We start from the raw sequence: 16,513 nt of genomic DNA, 5'->3' as shown, positions 1-16,513 counted from the left end.
TGGCGCTAATCCCTAATCTGTCCTGATGGCCTTCGCCCCCTTCGTCCCGTTGCGCGTCATGTCGAGCTATTCGATGCTCGAGGGGGCGATTGATCCCAAGACCATTGCGCGTCTCGCGAAGGAGCGTGGCTTCCCGGCGACCGCGATTTGCGATCGCAACGGTCTCTACGGCGCGATCCCGTTCGCTGCCGCCTGCTTTGAAAAAGGCATCCAGCCGATCGTCGGCGCGCTGCTGGGCGTTGCGCGCGACGCGAGCGGGGAGACGATCGACCACCTGCCGTTGTTTGCGCAGGACGAGGCGGGGTACGAAAACCTTTGCCACCTGGTCAGCAAGGCGCATCTGGCCCGGCCGGTCGAACTCGAAGCGCATGTCCATTTCAGCGATCTTGAAGGGCGGACTGACGGGCTGATCGCGCTTTCCGGCGCGGGCGAGGGCGCGCTGACCCGGCTGCTGGCGGACGGTAAGGCTGATGAAGCTGAAATGCTCTGCGGCCGCCTCCAGGCCCTGTTTCCCGACCGGCTGTACATCGAGATCGCCCGCCGCAGTCATCCGCTGTGCGAGGCGGCCGAGGATGCGCTGATCGATCTTGCCTATGCGCGCGATCTGCCGCTGGTCGCGACGAACCCGGCCCAGTTCGGCGACCCCCATTTCTACGCCGCGCACGACGCCATGCTGTGCATCGCGGCGAGCACGCATATCGATGCCGCCGAGCGTCCGAGGTCGAACCCGGAAGCGTTCATCAAGTCGGCGCCGATGATGCAGGAGCTGTTTCCCGACTTGCCCGAGGCGTTGGCAAACACACTCGTGATCGCTCGCCGCTGCGCTTACGCGCCGCCCAGGCGCGACCCGATCCTGCCCAGCCTGGCCGGCGATATCGAGGGCGAGAAGCGCCTGCTGGCTGAGGACTCCCGCCGCGGCCTTGCGGCGCGCCTGGAAAAATATGACGCGCTCTCGGACGACGAGCTCAGGGTCTATCGCGACCGGCTTGAGTTCGAGATCGACGTCATCAACCAGATGGGCTTTCCCGGCTACTTCCTGATCGTCGCCGACTTCATCAAGTGGGCCAAGGAGCAGGGCATCCCGGTGGGCCCGGGCCGTGGTTCGGGCGCGGGTTCGCTGGTGGCATGGTCGCTGACCATCACCGACCTCGATCCCATTCGCCTGGGCCTGCTGTTCGAACGCTTCCTAAACCCGGAACGCGTGTCCATGCCGGACTTCGACATCGACTTCTGCGAAACGCGGCGCGGCGAGGTGATCCGCTATGTGCAGGCCAAATACGGGCACGATCACGTCGCGCAGATCATCACCTTCGGCAAGCTCAAGGCGCGCGCCGTGCTGCGCGACTGCGGACGCATCCTGCAGATGAGCTACGGGCACGTGGACCGGTTGTGCAAGATGGTGCCCAACCATCCGACCGACCCGTGGACCCTGCCGCGCGCGCTGAACGGCGTGGCCGAGTTCAAGCGCGAGTACGAGAACCACGACGAGGTCAAGCGCCTGCTCGACCTTGCGATGCAGCTCGAAGGTTTCCCGCGCAACAGCTCCACGCACGCCGCCGGCGTGGTCATCGGGGACCGGCCGCTGGCCAAGCTGGTGCCGCTCTACCGCGATCCCCGTTCGGACATGCCGGTCACCCAGTTCGACATGAAGCATGTCGAGAGTGCGGGCCTGGTCAAATTCGACTTCCTGGGTCTGAAGACCCTGTCGGTGCTGCAAAAGGCAGTCGAGCTGCTGGCCAGGCGCGGGATCGACATCGACCTGAGCGCGCTCGAGTGGGACGATCCGGCGGTCTACGCGCTGCTGCAGAAAGGCGACACCGTCGGCGTCTTCCAGCTCGAATCCGAAGGCATGCGCCGTGCGCTGTCTGCCGTGAAGCCCAGCAACTTCGGCGACATCATCGCCATCGGCGCGCTCTATCGCCCCGGCCCGATGGACAACATTCCGCTGTTCGGGCGGCGCAAGAACGGGCTGGAGGTGATTGAGTATCCGCACCCGAAGCTTGAGGCCATCCTCGCCGAAACGTACGGCATCATCGTGTACCAGGAACAGGTGATGCAGGCCGCGCAGATCCTCGCCGGCTATTCGCTGGGCGACGCCGACCTGCTGCGCCGCGCGATGGGCAAGAAGGTGCAGGCCGAGATGGACGCCCAGCGCCAGCGTTTCGTGGAAGGGTGCAAGACTCACTCCGGCATCGAGCAAGCGAAGGCGAACGAACTGTTCGACTTGATCGACAAGTTTGCCGGTTACGGCTTCAACAAGAGCCACGCCGCCGCCTATGCGCTGCTGTCGTACCAGACCGCGTGGCTGAAGGCCCACTACCCGGAAGAATTCTACGCCGCCTCGATGTGCTTCGACATGCATCAGTCGGAAAAGCTGGCGGTATTCGTGGATGACGCGCGGCGCGGCGGAACGGTCATCGCACCGCCCGATGTGAACCGTTCCGAGGCTGAATTCACCGTCGAGCGGACGGAGGATGGCTACGCGGTGCGCTACGCCCTCGCCGGCATCCGCAACGTGGGCGAAAAAGCGATGGAAGCGCTCGTCGCGGAGCGCGAGGCGAGCGGAGCGTTCGAGAGCGTCGAGGACTTGTTCCAGCGCTTGCCCAAGGGATCGATGAATTCGCGCCAGCTCGAAGGGCTGATCGCGGCCGGCGCACTCGATGCGCTGGAGCCGAACCGCGGCAAGCTCTACGCCAACGTCGATCTGCTGCTGGCGGTGACGGAGGCTGCCAACCGCGAACGCGAGAGCGGGCAGGGCGGCCTGTTCGGTGGCGAAGCGCAGGCGGACAGCACCCTGCGCCTGAAGGAGGCGGAGGACTGGCCGCGCACCGAGCGCATGGCCAAGGAGCGCGACAACTTTGGATTCTATTTCTCCGCCCATCCGGTGGAGCAGTATCGCGCGATCGCGTCCGCCAATGGCGCGCGCAGCTATGCCTCGCTGATGGGTGGGGGCGCTCCCGCGGGGGGGCGCGCCACCGCGGTCATGGCGGCGATGGTGGAAAAGGTGAATCGCGGGCGGACCAAGCGGGGCAAGGACTTCGTGCGCGCGGACTTCTCCGACAGCAGCGGGCAGTTTTCGGCCGCGTGTTTCGAAGAAACGCTGGTCGCCAGCTTCGTGAAGTGGGCGGAAGACGGCACGTCGATCCTCCTCAACGTTGAACTCGACAGCCCCACCCCGGACGAGCCGCCGCGGATCACCGTGCGCGGCGCACGGCCGTTGCGCGACGTGAAGGCGGGTGCACGGATGGTGCTCACCCTCGATGTAACCGCGCCCGACGGGTTTGCCACACTGCGCAACCTGCTGGAAACGGGCGCGGATGGCCGGGGCGAGGTGCGGGTCAAGCTGCGCACCGGCGGCGAGCACGAGCCGGAGATGATCCTGGGTCACAACTTCCAGCTCGACGGCGATCTCGCCGAGCGCTTGGCAAGCCTCGACGGACTTGCCAATGTGCAGCTTGGCACCCAGCGCGCGCCGAGCTTGCGTCTGGTGGCCTGAGGCCCTCCTGCACGAGAGGGCGCCACAGGGAGAGAATGCCAATGCTGGGAGCGATGCAGGACTGGGACCTCGTGGTCACTCACCTGATCGATCATGCCGCGCGTGAATACGGAGAGCGCGAGCACGTCACTCATTGGGCCGATGGCAGCGAAACGCGCACGACGTGGGCGAACGTCCGGCGCGATGCGCTGAAGATGACGCAGGCTCTGCGCGCTGCCGGCGTGGGCAAGGGTGATCGCGTCGCCACCCTGGCGATGAACCACGCGCGCCACTTGGTGACCTGGTACGGCGCGGTGGGCGTGGGCGGCGTGCTGCACACCATCAACCCTCGGTTGTTTGACGACCAGCTCGAATACATCGTCAACCATGCCGAGGACCGGGTGCTGCTGTACGACGCGGTGTTCCAGCCGATCGTCGACCGGATGCGGGATCGCTGGCCGACCGTCACCACATACGTCTGCTTCGATCCCCCGACCGGGTCGGATGTGCTCGGCTTCGAGGATTGGATTGGAGCGCACGACGGTGACACCGCGTGGGCCGAGGTCGCCGAGCGCGATCCGTGCATGCTGTGCTACACCAGCGGCACCACGGGACACCCCAAAGGCGTGCTGTACGAGCATCGCTCGACCATGCTGCACGCCATGGCGGGCGTTCAGCCCAACCTGTTTGATCTGGATTCGCGGGCGGTCATGCTGCCGATCGTGCCGATGTTCCATGCGGCCAGCTGGGGCCTGCCCTGGGCCGGGGCGATTCCGGGGATCAAGTTCGTCTATTCGGCGGTCAACGATCCCGCCGTGCTGTGCGAGCTGTTCGACCGGGAGCGCGTGACCCACTCGGCCGGCGTGCCGACGGTGTGGCTGGGCATGTTCCAGCACCTCGATTCGATCGGCAAGGATGTGCGCGACATCGGCAAGCTGGAAACCGCGATCATCGGCGGTTCGGCTGCGCCCAAGTTCATGATCGAGCGGCTGATGAACAACGGCGTGCGGGTGGCTCATGCCTGGGGCATGACCGAGACCAGCCCGATCGGCACCACCGGCGCGTATCCGTCCTCGTGGGACGAGATGAGCTTCGCCGAACAGGTCGCGTTGGTCCAGAAGCAGGGGCGGCCCGCGTTCGGGGTGGAGCTGCGCTGCGTCGACCTCGACGATGCCACCCGGGAGCTGCCGCGCGACGGGCAGACCTCCGGCGCGCTGCAGGTGCGCGGGCCGTGGGTCATCCAGCGCTACTTCAAGGCGGAGGAGGACGCGGCCAACGCCGAGCGGTGGTTCGACACCGGCGACGTGGCGGTCATCCATCCTGACGGCACGCTGCAGCTGACCGACCGGACCAAGGACGTAATCAAGTCGGGCGGGGAGTGGATCAGTTCGGTCGAACTGGAGAACGCCGCGGTGGGGCACCCGGCAATCGCCGAGGCGGCCGCGATCGGCATCGCGCATCCCCGGTGGGATGAACGCCCGATCCTGGTCTGCGTCGCCAAGCAGGGCGCGAGCGTCACCCCGGCGGAAGTGCTGGCGCATTTGTCGGACAAGGTCGCCAAGTGGTGGCTGCCCGATGCGATCGAGTTCGTTGACGAGATCCCTCACACCGGCACCGGCAAGATCAGCAAGAAAGATCTGCGCGAGCAGTTCCGCGACTACCGGCTGGTGGCCGAGGACGTGGCTTGATCCTCAACTGCGCCCGTTGCGGCCGCTTGATGGAAGAGGGATTTTCGATCGAGCTCGGTGACGGGAACATGGCGATGGTGGGTCACTGGCATCCCGGCAAACCCGCCCGCAGGTGGTGGGGCCTCAAAGTCGATAAGCGGCAGAGGCGTGAGATCGCGACCTGGCGCTGCGCGGGATGTGGCTACCTGGAGAGTTATGCCCCATGACGGTCTACATCGATCCCTCGCGCGCCAACTTCGACGCGTTCAAGAACCTGCCGCGCGACCAGGCGATCCAGATGCTCAACCTGCTGCGCTACCGTGATCAGGCGGAATATCCCGATGGCAACGAGCATGCCGGCGAAGGTTGGAGCGGGCGGCGCGCATACGCGGAGTACGGCGCCACCAGCGGCGCGATCTTCCGCCGGGTGGGCGGCACCCTGGTGTGGCGCGGCGCGTTCCAGACGGTGGTCACCGGTCCTGACGACATGCGCTGGGATGACGGCTTCATCGCGCAGTACCCCAGCGCCGCGGCATTCCTGGAGATGATCAAGGACCCGGACTACCAGCGCGCGGTGGTCAACCGCACGGCGGCGCTGGCCGACAGCCGGCTGATACGGTTCGCACCGGAGCCGGCGGGGGATGGCTTCTAGCCGAGCACTTCGTCAAATATCGACAGCATCGCCGCCCAGCTTTGCCGGTCGGCGCTGGCGTCGTAAGCCGGATTGGCGGCACCATCCAGCATGGCGGGGTTGGTGAACCCGTGCGCCACGCCGGCATAGCTGTGGAAGTGCCAGTTGGCGCCGACGGCGTCCATCTCCTCCCAGAACGCCATCACTTGCGCGCGGGGCACCAGCGTATCGGCATCGCCGTGGCACACCAGGATGCGCGGTTTGATGGGCACCGCCGCCGGACGCGCTGTATCGAGCAGGCCGTGAAAGCTCACCACCGCAGCCAGGTCCGCTCCGTCGCGGGCCAGTTCGAGCACGGCCTGGCCGCCCATACAGAAGCCGATCGCCAGCAAGGGCAATGGCCCGGCCTGTTCGGCCAGCACCGTCAAACCGGCACGAAGGCGTGACCGGTATCCATCGGTGTCGGCGCGCAACCGCTCGGCACGAGCGAAGGCATCCGCCATGTCGGCGGGCGCCTCGCCATAAAAATCGCACACGACCGCCAGATAATCCGCGTCCGCCAGGGCATGGGCTTTCGCCATCACCCCCGGAGTGGGATTGAAGATCGTCGGAAACACCGCCACCGCCGCGCGCGGCGGAACCGCCGGGCGCACCACCAGGGCAGAGAGCGCGGTGCCGCCCTCGCGGTAGGCGACGGTCTCCATGATCACGATTCGGGCAGGAAGTCCGGCACCGAGAGATAGCGCTCTCCGGTGTCGTAGTTGAACCCGAGCACACGAGCGCCGGGATCGAGTTCAGGCAGCTTCCTGGCAATGGCCGCCAGAGTCGCGCCGCTCGAGATGCCGACCAGGATGCCCTCCTCGCGCGCGCAGCGGCGGGCCATCTCGCGGGCGTCTTCCGGGTCAACCTGGATCGCGCCGTCGATCGACTGGGTGTGCAGGTTTGTCGGAATGAAGCCCGCGCCGATTCCCTGGATCGGGTGGGGCCCCGGCTGGCCGCCGCTGATGACCGGCGACAGGGTGGGCTCCACCGCGAACGCCTTCAGCCCGCTCCAGGTCTGCTTGAGCACTTCGGCACAAGCCGTCAGGTGCCCGCCGGTGCCGACGCCGGTGATCAGCACGTCGATGGGCGTATCGCGAAAATCGGCCAGGATTTCCTGCGCCGTGGTGCGCGCATGAACCGCGATATTGGCCGGATTGTCGAACTGCTGCGCCATCCACCCGCCCGGCGTCTGCTCGGTCAGTTCCTGCGCGCGTGCGATGGCTGCCTTCATGCCGCCTTCCTTTGGCGTCAGATCGAACTTCGCCCCATAGGCCAGCATCAGCCGCCGCCGTTCGATGCTCATGCTTTCGGGCATCACGAGGATCAGCTTGTAGCCTTTCACCGCGGCCACCATGGCAAGGCCGATGCCGGTGTTGCCGCTGGTCGGCTCGATGATCGTTCCCCCGGGGCTGAGCGCGCCGGATGCTTCGGCATCCTCGATCATCGCCAGCGCGATGCGGTCCTTGATCGAGCCGCCCGGATTGCCGCGTTCGCTCTTCACCCACACGTCGTGAGTGGGAAACATGCGCGAGAGGCGAATGTGCGGGGTGTTGCCGATTACGGCAAGGACGCTGTCGGCTTTCATCGTGTTACTCCTGATGGCGTTGCCGTGGTCAATGTGCAGGCGGGTCGAAGGTCTTGGCAAGGCGCAACTCTGGAAACAACCGCGACCACGCCAGTGTGATCCCGATCGCGGCCACCCCGCCGAACACGACCGCGCCGACCGGGCCGATCAGCGCGGCGAGCATGCCGCTCTCCGCCTCTCCCAGTTCGTTCGAAGCGGAGATCGTGAGCGCCGATACCGCTCCCACACGGCCGCGCATCTCGTCAGGGGTGTGCAACTGGATCAGCGACTGGCGGACGTAGACCGACACCATGTCCGCCGCTCCCGCCACGGTCAGCGCGCCGAAACTGAGCCAGAACCACTTCGACAGGCCAAACGTCAGCACGGAGAGGGCAAAGATCAGCACCGCGCCGAGCATTTTGACCCCGACGTTGGTCCGCATCGGGCGCACCGAGAACCACACCGAAGCGGCGGTGGCGCCGATGCCCATCCCTGCGGCGAGGATGCCGAACCCGTCGGCCCCGACGTGCAGGATGTCGCGCGCGAACACCGGCAGCAGCGCGGTCGCGCCCGCCAGCAGCACCACGAACAGGTCCAGCGTGATCGTCGCCAACACCAGGCGGTTGTTGCGCACATAGCGGAACCCGTCGACCACCCGGTGGATCGGCCGGCGATCCTTTTGCAGCGGAGGCTGCGGGACCTTGGGAATCAGGAACACCGCCAGCAGTGCCGCGAACAGCATCCCCGAAATCGCTGCATAGGCGATGTCGGGATGGATCGCATACAACACCCCGCCGATGCTCGGGCCGGCGATCATCCCCACCTGCCACGCGATGGAGCTGACCGCGATGGCGGTCGGCAGGCTTTCGCGCGGCACCAGGTTGGGGGCGAGCGCGGAGAATGCGGGGCCCGAAAACGCCCGCGCGATGCCGATGATCGCGGCAGCGCCAAACAGGAACGGCAAGGTCAGCTGGCCGGCAAACGTCTGGAAGCCCAAGGCGGCCGCGTTGACCGTCAGCAGCGCGTTGGTCCCGCGCACGATCCAGCGCCGGTCATACGTATCGGCGAACAGGCCCACCATCGGGGTCAGCAGGAACAGCGGCACGAACTGCACCAGGCCGATCATGCCGAGCAGGAAGGCCGACTCCCGGATGTCCAGGGTTTCGCGGGCGATGCCATAGACTTGCCAGCCGATGATGATCGCCTGCGCGCTGATCGCGACGGTGGCGAACAGGCGGGACACGAAATACGCGCGGAATGCCGGAATGGTGAGGGGGTGGGGGGCGGCGACGCTCACCTCCACGCCCATGACAGTGGCCCGGCGGCTTGCCAACCAAGCCTTTGCTATTCAGCCGGTTGGCATAACTTTGCGCTCAGCGCGCGCGGCGCAGGCGGGGATTGGGCTGCAGCGCCTCGATGATGCGCATGAAATCGTCCAGCCGGATGATCCGCTCGAACTGGAAGCCCGCGCGCTCCTCGCGCACCCAAATGACGTAGGCCTCGATCCGGCCGATCTCGGGCAGGCGGATGATCACCCGGTCGCCGCGGGCAATCCCGCTGGCGTCGTCGATCATGAAGCCGTGTGCCGACAGGTTGGCGATGTGCAGCTTCAGGTCGCCGCGCTCATGGTGCTCCGCGATCACCGGGAAATCGACCGGATGCCGCGCGGCGCGGCGCAGGTCGGTGACCGATAGCTGAGCTCCGACAGACACTATGACACCGCCCTTCCGTTGATCTGGAACGGCTCGGATAGCGGCCAATCGCTGATTTTGGGTTAAGCCGCGGCGCGACGCTTCAGGTCAGCACGCCGTGGCGCTTCTTGCCCAGGCTGATGCGTCCCGCCCGTGCCGGGGCGGCAGGATCGGTCACCGGCTCCCCGTCAAGCTTCACAGCGCCTTCCGCCACCTTGCGCTTGGCTTCGCCGTTCGACGCGGTGAAGCCCAGCGCGGTGAGCGCGGCGGCAAAGGTCATGTCCGGCTGCAGCGCCAGCGTCGGCAAGTCTTCGCCAGCGCCGCCGGCAAAGGTCGTCGATGCGGTCGCCTCGGCAGTGCGGGCGGCCTCGTCGCCGCGCACCAGGCGCGTGACCTCATTGGCGAGCACGACCTTGGCGGCGTTGATCTCGGCTCCCTGAAGGCCTTCCAGCCGGGCGATCTCGTCCAGCGGCAGGTCGGTAAACAGCTTCAGGAACCGGCCCACGTCGCGGTCGTCCACGTTGCGCCAGAACTGCCAGAAGTCGTAGGCCGGCAGCTGCGCCTCGTTCAGCCACACCGCGCCCGCGGCGGTCTTGCCCATCTTGGCGCCATCGGCGGTGGTCAGCAGCGGGGTGGTAAGGCCGAACAGCTCCGCCCCGTCCATCCGGCGGCCCAGTTCCACCCCGTTGACGATGTTGCCCCACTGGTCACTGCCGCCCATCTGCAGCCGCACGCCCATCTCGCGAGACAGATGGCGGAAGTCATACCCCTGCAGGATCATGTAGTTGAATTCGAGGAACGTCATCGGCTGCTCTCGCTCCAGCCGCAACCGCACCGAATCAAACGTCAGCATCCGGTTGACGGTGAAGTGCGTGCCGACTTCCTGCAGCAGCTCGATATAACCGAGCTGGCCGAGCCAATCGTGATTGTCGACCATCACCGCGTCGGTCGGCCCGTCGCCGAACGTCAGCAGCTTGTCGAACACCGTGAAGATGCCCGCGATGTTGTCCGCGATCGCCTGATCGGTCAGCATCTTGCGGCTTTCGTCGCGCCCGGTGGGGTCGCCGATCCGGGTGGTGCCGCCGCCCATCAGGACGATCGGCTTGTGCCCGGTCTGCTGCAGGCGGCGCAGCATCATGATCTGCACCAGGCTGCCGATGTGCAGGCTGGGCGCGGTGGCGTCGAACCCGATATAGCCCGGCACGATCTGGCGCGCGGCAAGGGCGTCCAGCCCCGCGGCGTCGGTCATCTGGTGGACATAGCCCCGCTGTTCGAGCAGGCGCAGCAGATCGGATTGGTAGTCGCTCATCGCGGCGGGCGGTTAGCACGAGGGCCGACACATGCAAACGCATCAACTGAGCGCGCATCCCGCGCATCCGCCGGCGCGGGTCTCGGGCATCGAGGCGCGGGTGATCGGCTTCGATGCCGACTGGCTGCGCGTGCGCTGGCGGGTCGAGGGCGCGCAAGGGCTGGTGATCCCGCCCTTCGCCGGGCGCGGCCGCGCGGACGAGTTGTGGCAGACCACCTGCTTCGAACTGTTCCTGCGCCCCGCTGGCTGCGATGCCTATGTCGAGCTGAACCTCTCGCCGTCAGAGCGGTGGGCGGCGTATGATTTCTCAGGCTACCGGGACGGCATGGCCGAACGGCGCGCATCGCGCGAACCCGACTGCACGATGCGGCAGGGCAGCAGCTTCGCCATCTTCGATGCGGCGATCCCGCGCGATGTCCTGCCCGTGCTGCCAGCGGCGGCAAACTTCGCGGCGGTGATCGAGGAGCAGGGCGGGGTGAAGAGCTTCTGGGCACTCGCGCACCCGGCGGCGAAGCCCGATTTCCATGACCCCGCTTGCTTCACCGCCGAGCTTACGCCACCTGCGCAGCCATGAAATTCGGCATCGACCGGCTGCTGAGCGAGCCGGAGCTTCTCCAGCAACTGCACGGCCGCCGCGTCGCGCTGGTGGCGCATCCAGCTTCGGTGACCCAGGACCTGACGCACAGCCTCGACGCGCTGATCGCCGCCGGTGTGAACGTCACCAGCGCATTCGGGCCGCAGCATGGCCTGAAGGGGGACAAGCAGGACAACATGGTCGAGACCGCCGACGAGGTGGACCCGGCATACGGCATTCCGGTGTTCAGCCTGTATGGTGAGGTCCGCAAACCCACCGGGCAGATGATGAGCACGGCGGATGTGTACCTGTTCGACCTGCAGGACCTCGGCTGCCGGATCTACACGTTCGTCACGACGCTGCTCTATTTGCTGCAGGCGGCGAGCAAGGCCGGCAAGACGGTGTGGGTGCTCGACCGGCCCAATCCCGCCGGCCGCCCGATCGAGGGTACGCTGTTGCTGCCGGGGCAGGAGAGCTTCGTGGGCGCGGGGCCGATGCCGATGCGCCACGGGCTGACCATGGGGGAGATGGGCCACTGGTTCATCCGCCACTTCAAGCTCGACGTCGATTACCGCGTGATCGGGATGGATCGATGGCTGCCGGAAGAGGGTCCCGGCTTCGGCTGGCCGGAGGACCGGGTATGGATCAACCCCAGCCCGAACGCCGCCAGCCTCAACATGGCGCGCGCATACGCCGGCACGGTGATGCTCGAAGGGACCACCCTGTCGGAAGGCCGCGGCACGACCCGTCCGCTGGAAGTGCTGTTCGGCGCGCCCGATCTCGACGGCACGGACGTGCTCGGCGAAATGCGGCGGATTGCGCCCCGCTGGCTGGACGGCTGCGCGATCCGTCCGTGCTTCTTCGAACCGACATTTCACAAGCACGCCAAGCAGCTCAACAGCGGGCTGATGATCCACGCAGAGCAGGGGTTCTACGATCACCACGCCTTCCGGCCGTGGCGGCTGCAGGCGCTCGCGTTCAAGGCGATCCGGCGGCTGCGGCCGGATTACGACCTGTGGCGCGATTTCCCCTACGAATACGAATTCAAGCGCCTGGCGATCGACGTGATCAACGGCGGGCCCGCCTTGCGCGAATGGGTGGACGACGAAAGCGCCGAGCCGCTCGATCTGGAAACCAAGGCCGGTTCCGATGAGGAACGCTGGCGTGCGGAAGTGGCCGATCTGCTGCTCTACTGACGCCCCGCCGCGGCGCTATGCGTGGACCGCGATCCACGCGACCAAAGCGGCTGACGGAATGAAGAACGCCTGCGCGAGCAGCGTGCCGAACAGACGGCTGAAGCTGATCCACACGATCGTGCGGCGAAACAGCGGCTCGTCGATCCGGCCTTCGACGACATCGTCGGTCATCACCGACAGTTGGGGGTCGATCAACGCGAACAGCAGGATGGTGGCAAATCCGTTGATCACCGCCGACAACTGGCTGGCGGTGACGCGGAATTCCGGCGCGAGATACCCGGCATAAAGCGAGGCGACCACGCCCACCGTCAGCAGTGCCTGGGCCAATGCATTGCCCGCCAGCACGGTCCACGACACGCCGAGCGGCTTGCGCAGCGCGCCGAGATGCGCGCGGCCCGGCAGCGATACCTCCTCGCGCACGGTTCTGAGCCCCGACGGGGTGGCGGAACGCAGGATCAGCTTGCCGGTCGAACGGTGCCGCTGGAAGTGCGCGATCGCGCGCGCGAACAGCCGCTGGCCCGTGGGCACGAGCAGGATGCCGACGAACACCGCGACGGAGGCGCTTGCCAGCACCAGCCGGAAATCGCCCGCCAGCGCGCCACCGCCCCCTTCCAGCAGACGCCCCTCGATCCGCTTGGCGAGGAACGGGCCGAGGAAGCCGTTGGCGGTGCGGCTGACCAGCACCAGCACGTTGAAGAGCGCAAAGCTCATGGCGATCCGGCGGGTGCGCACGCCCGCGATGCGCGCGGCGTAGGCGAGCGTGCCGATCAGGTTGATCCCGAAGGTCAGCACGCAAATGACGATAAGCTGGATGTCCATCGGGCGCGGCCCTTAAGCTGCGGCGAGGTTCCGCGCTACGCCAATCGTGCCCTATTCGGCTGGCTGCAACTTCGCGCTTCCGCTGGCAGCGGGCAACGGCCGCACGTCGTTCACATCGCGGTGCATCTGCATCACCGCGCAGCCGTCGATCCGCTTGTCGACTGCCGCGATCAGCAGACCCTCCTGCGGAGCGGCAGGTGTCTTGTCGAGCCGGGGCTGGCCCGCCGCCGCGCGAACCTGCTCGATGCGGTCGCCGCAGGTCTGGCTGGCGACAGCTTCGTCGATGTCGGTCCATGCTTGCGGCGGCTGGGAGTATGCCGGCATCATCGCGTCGGGCGAGGCGACTGGAGCCGGTAGCGCCACGGACCCAGGCACGGCTGCAAGAGCGGGCACGGCTGCGGCGAGCAGGGGCAACAGGATGACTCGCATGGGGTACGCTCCTGCCGCTGGTTTACCTTAACCCTGTTTGCGGCTCAACTCGCGCATGGCATCGTCCAGCCCGTCGAGGGTCAGGGGGTACATCCGGTCGTTCAGCAACTGCTTGATGATCTTGGTCGACTGCGAATAGCCCCACTGCTGCTCAGGCACGGGGTTGAGCCACACGGTCGCGGGGTAGGTGGTATTGACCCGCTGCAGCCAACTTGCGCCGGCTTCCTCGTTCATGTGCTCCACGCTGCCGCCGGGGTGAGTGATCTCGTACGGGCTCATCGCCGCGTCGCCCACGAACACGATCTTGTAGTCGTGGCCGTATTTGTGGAGGATGTCCCAAGTCTTGGTCCGTTCGGCCCAGCGGCGGCGGTTGTCCTTCCACACGCCTTCGTACAGGCAGTTGTGAAAGTAGAAGAACTCCAGGTTCTTGAATTCGGCGGTCGCGGCGCTGAACAGCTCCTCGACCAGCTTGATGAACGGATCCATCGACCCGCCGACGTCGAGAAACAGCAGCAGCTTGATCGCGTTGCGCCGCTCGGCGCGCATCTGGATGTCGAGCCAGCCCTGTTTCGCGGTGCCTTCGATCGTCGCGTCGATATCGAGTTCGTCCGCCGCGCCTTCGCGGGCGAACCGGCGCAGGCGGCGCAGCGCCATCTTGATGTTGCGGGTGCCGAGCTCGCGGGTGTTGTCGAGGTTCTTGAACTCGCGCTTCTCCCACACCTTCAGCGCCTTGCCGTGCTTGCCTTCGCCGCCGATGCGCACGCCTTCGGGATTGTAGCCGCCATTGCCGAACGGGCTGGTGCCGCCGGTGCCGACCCACTTGTTGCCGCCCTGGTGGCGCTTTTCCTGTTCCTCGAGCCGCTTTTTCAGCGTCTCCATGATCTCGTCCCACGACCCGAGGGACTTGATCGCCTCCATCTCCTCTGCGGTGAGAAACTTCTCGGCGACCGCCTTCAGCCAGTCTTCGGGTATGTCGACCTGCTGCTGGCCGTAATCGGTCAGGATGCCCTTGAAGACCTTCTGGAATACCTGGTCAAACCGGTCGATCAGCCCTTCGTCCTTCACGAACGTCGCGCGGCTGAGGTAATAGAACGCCTCGGGCGTCTGCTCGATCACGTCCTTGTCCAGCGCTTCGAGAAGCGTGAGGTGTTCCTTGAAGCTGGCCGGAATGCCGGCGCTGCGCAGCTCGTCGACGAAATTGAAGAACATGGGCCGGGGCATACCGCGTCTTCAGGCGGCGCGCCAGCGCTGCGCTGAGGGGCTGCTTAAAGAGTTGCTAACCATCGGCGCTTAATCCCGCGGCAACGAATAACGGGGGCTCTCGGGCGAACATGGAACACCAGGCAATCGACGTGACCTCTGCGCGCGGCATCGACCGCATTTCCGCCTCGTGCGGCGAAGTGACGGTGGGTTGCACCGATGTGGCGGGAATCATCCATGCGGTGATGGTCTCGTCGGAGAAACTGCGCGCCGAACACGCCGCGCTGCAGGAAACCGTGGCCGGGCTGGAAACCGATCAGATGAAGGTCGCGCAGGCCAGTGACGAGGCGCGCCTGCTGTCCGAACGGGCGATCGACCGGTTGGGGGAGGGCTCCAGCCTGATCCAGTCGTCGCTCGATCAGATCACCGGCCTGCTCGAACTGGTCGAAACCCTGACGGTCCACGTCACCGGCTTCGCCGCCGCGATGGCGCAGGTGCGCCGCAGCGCGCAGGAGATCGACCAGATCGCCGAAACGACGAACATCCTCGCGCTCAACGCCACGATCGAGGCGATGCGCGCAGGCGACGCGGGCCGCACCTTTGCAGTGGTGGCGAGCGAGGTGAAGAGCCTCGCCAACGACACCCGCCGCGCGACCGAGGAAATCGGCCGCACGATCGACACGCTGGGCAAGGAAGCGGACGAGGTGATCGCCAAGATCGAGCGCGGGGCCAGGGAAAGCGGCACCGCCAAGACTTCGGTCGGGCAGATCCACCACACCATGCGCGTCGTCAACGAACTCATCGTTGAGGTCGACGGCCAGAACGACCAGATCACGCGGGCGACCGCCACGATCAGCAACCATGTCCATGCCGTGCAGACGGTGCTCGATTCGTTCGACCGCGCCGCGATCGAAAACGAGAGCAAGCTGTCGGCCGCGCACAATCGCATCGAAGAGCTTGAACTGACCGCCAGCGCGATGTTCGACGAGATCGTCAAGGCGGGGCTCTCCCCCGTCGACAGCGCGATGGTCGACAAGGCGCAAGGCTTCGCGCGCGAGATCGTCGAGCGGGCGGAGACCGCCGTGCGCGAAGGCAAGCTCACCTCCGCAGTGCTGTTCGACCAGGGTTATCGCGAGGTGCCGGGCAGCAACCCGAAGCGCTTCCGCACGTCCCTCAGCGACTGGGCCGATGCCAACTGGCGCCCGGTGAACGACCGCGTCGTGTCAGAAGGCGGGGCGGTGAAGATGTGCAGCCAGGCCGACATGCAAGGGTTCCTGCCGACCCACATCACCGACCGCTCACGCGCGCCGACCGGCGATCTGGCGCACGATACGAAGTTCTGCCGCAACGGGCGGATCATCCTCGACGCGATCGATCGCAAGGCCAAGGCGAGCAGCGATCCCTACATGATGGCGGTCTATCGCCAGGAGGGGGACGGGCGGACTTATGAAGTGGTCCGCAACGTCTATGTGCCGCTGGTGATCGAAGGCCGCCGGTGGGGTGATTTCGAGCTTGCCTACGTCCTGTAGGCGGACCCCCTACCGGCTCAGGCGCAGGCGGATGTGATCGAACATCGGACCGTATAGCCGGTTCTGGAATTCGACCCCGACATAGCCCGCTTCTTGCCACCGCACGGTCGCCTGGAATGGCCCGAGCGATTCGATCCGCAGGGTGATCTCGGCCCCCGGCAGCAAGCTCGAAAACTTGTCGAAGAACCGGCAGCCGGTCTCCGACAAATCCTTGACCGGCACATCACGCTTGAGCCCGTTGGGTGTGCGGTAATGCCCCCACACCTCGATATCGTGGCGGTCGTCCCTGCGTTCTTCCCCCATCACCGAATTTCCGTCACCTCTGCGATCCCTTTTGCAGGGGTGATAACGGGCTTGGCGCGCGAAGAAAACCGGGCGCGGGCTATT

At 66.2% G+C, this 16,513-nt stretch carries 15 protein-coding genes; 6 read left to right on the top strand and 9 right to left on the bottom strand.

Annotated features, from left to right (window positions below; genetic code table 11):
• Positions 1–25 precede the first annotated feature (25 nt).
• The 3 genes from dnaE (at position 26) to C0V74_RS02895 (ending at position 5,794) form a co-directional block, all read left to right on the top strand.
• Positions 26–3,496 carry a DNA polymerase III subunit alpha gene (dnaE, locus tag C0V74_RS02905; protein ID WP_143250542.1) on the top strand — a complete coding sequence of 1,157 codons (3,471 nt, stop codon included), beginning with the start codon at positions 26–28 and terminating at the stop codon, positions 3,494–3,496.
• Positions 3,497–3,537: 41 nt separating this feature from the next.
• On the top strand, positions 3,538–5,163 hold the full coding sequence (locus C0V74_RS02900; RefSeq protein WP_210413434.1) for a long-chain fatty acid--CoA ligase: 1,626 nt from the start codon (positions 3,538–3,540) through the stop codon (positions 5,161–5,163).
• Positions 5,164–5,365: 202 nt separating this feature from the next.
• Positions 5,366–5,794 (top strand): DUF1330 domain-containing protein, encoded by a 429-nt coding sequence (locus C0V74_RS02895; RefSeq protein WP_143250540.1) that lies wholly within the window; start codon positions 5,366–5,368, stop codon positions 5,792–5,794.
• Here C0V74_RS02895 and C0V74_RS02890 read toward each other — a convergent pair.
• From C0V74_RS02890 to tyrS, 5 genes are all read right to left on the bottom strand, one after another.
• Positions 5,791–6,477, bottom strand: a complete 687-nt coding sequence (locus tag C0V74_RS02890; protein ID WP_143250539.1) for a dienelactone hydrolase family protein — start codon at positions 6,475–6,477, stop codon at positions 5,791–5,793. The two genes, C0V74_RS02895 and C0V74_RS02890, sit on opposite strands and share 4 nt — an antisense overlap.
• Before the next feature lie 2 nt (positions 6,478–6,479).
• Complete coding sequence (gene cysK / locus C0V74_RS02885) at positions 6,480–7,400, bottom strand: cysteine synthase A (protein WP_143250538.1); 921 nt, start codon at positions 7,398–7,400, stop codon at positions 6,480–6,482.
• Between the two features lie 28 nt (positions 7,401–7,428).
• Complete coding sequence (locus tag C0V74_RS02880; protein WP_143250537.1) at positions 7,429–8,688, bottom strand: MFS transporter; 1,260 nt, start codon at positions 8,686–8,688, stop codon at positions 7,429–7,431.
• Positions 8,689–8,752: 64 nt separating this feature from the next.
• Positions 8,753–9,091, bottom strand: coding sequence for a PilZ domain-containing protein (locus C0V74_RS02875; RefSeq protein WP_131625715.1), 339 nt, complete (start codon positions 9,089–9,091; stop codon positions 8,753–8,755).
• A gap of 82 nt (positions 9,092–9,173) precedes the next feature.
• Positions 9,174–10,379, bottom strand: coding sequence for a tyrosine--tRNA ligase (gene tyrS, locus C0V74_RS02870; RefSeq protein WP_143250536.1), 1,206 nt, complete (start codon positions 10,377–10,379; stop codon positions 9,174–9,176).
• Between the two features lie 31 nt (positions 10,380–10,410).
• Here tyrS and C0V74_RS02865 point away from each other — a divergent pair, with 31 nt between their 5' ends.
• Positions 10,411–10,953 carry a DOMON-like domain-containing protein gene (locus tag C0V74_RS02865; protein ID WP_143250535.1) on the top strand — a complete coding sequence of 181 codons (543 nt, stop codon included), beginning with the start codon at positions 10,411–10,413 and terminating at the stop codon, positions 10,951–10,953.
• On the top strand, positions 10,950–12,149 hold the full coding sequence (locus C0V74_RS02860) for a DUF1343 domain-containing protein (RefSeq protein WP_143250534.1): 1,200 nt from the start codon (positions 10,950–10,952) through the stop codon (positions 12,147–12,149). Before C0V74_RS02865 ends, C0V74_RS02860 begins: the two co-directional genes overlap by 4 nt.
• A gap of 15 nt (positions 12,150–12,164) precedes the next feature.
• Here the strand turns inward: C0V74_RS02860 and C0V74_RS02855 are convergent, their stop codons facing one another.
• Genes C0V74_RS02855 through C0V74_RS02845 form a run of 3 tightly spaced genes read right to left on the bottom strand, consistent with a single transcriptional unit; the run spans position 12,165 to position 14,606 of the window.
• On the bottom strand, positions 12,165–12,968 hold the full coding sequence (locus C0V74_RS02855; protein ID WP_143250533.1) for a lipid II flippase Amj family protein: 804 nt from the start codon (positions 12,966–12,968) through the stop codon (positions 12,165–12,167).
• A 51-nt stretch (positions 12,969–13,019) separates the two neighbouring features.
• Positions 13,020–13,397: a hypothetical protein gene (locus C0V74_RS02850; protein WP_143250532.1), complete on the bottom strand. Its 378-nt coding sequence runs from the start codon at positions 13,395–13,397 to the stop codon at positions 13,020–13,022.
• Between the two features lie 27 nt (positions 13,398–13,424).
• The gene (locus tag C0V74_RS02845; RefSeq protein WP_143250531.1) at positions 13,425–14,606 is read right to left on the bottom strand and encodes a VWA domain-containing protein; all 1,182 of its coding nucleotides are present in this window, start codon (positions 14,604–14,606) and stop codon (positions 13,425–13,427) included.
• 143 nt (positions 14,607–14,749) lie between these two features.
• On the opposite strand from C0V74_RS02845, the gene C0V74_RS02840 reads away from it, so the two are divergent.
• Positions 14,750–16,126, top strand: a complete 1,377-nt coding sequence (locus tag C0V74_RS02840; RefSeq protein WP_246844940.1) for a methyl-accepting chemotaxis protein — start codon at positions 14,750–14,752, stop codon at positions 16,124–16,126.
• Between the two features lie 9 nt (positions 16,127–16,135).
• On the opposite strand, the gene C0V74_RS02835 is transcribed toward C0V74_RS02840, so the two are convergent.
• On the bottom strand, positions 16,136–16,429 hold the full coding sequence (locus tag C0V74_RS02835) for a PilZ domain-containing protein (protein WP_143250529.1): 294 nt from the start codon (positions 16,427–16,429) through the stop codon (positions 16,136–16,138).
• Positions 16,430–16,513: the final 84 nt, after the last annotated feature.

The sequence above is a fragment of the Altererythrobacter sp. TH136 genome, from assembly GCF_007065885.1.
GTDB lineage: Bacteria > Pseudomonadota > Alphaproteobacteria > Sphingomonadales > Sphingomonadaceae > Tsuneonella.
The sequence above is the reverse complement of the archived record's forward strand: the minus strand, read 5'-3'. Positions and strand labels throughout refer to the sequence as shown.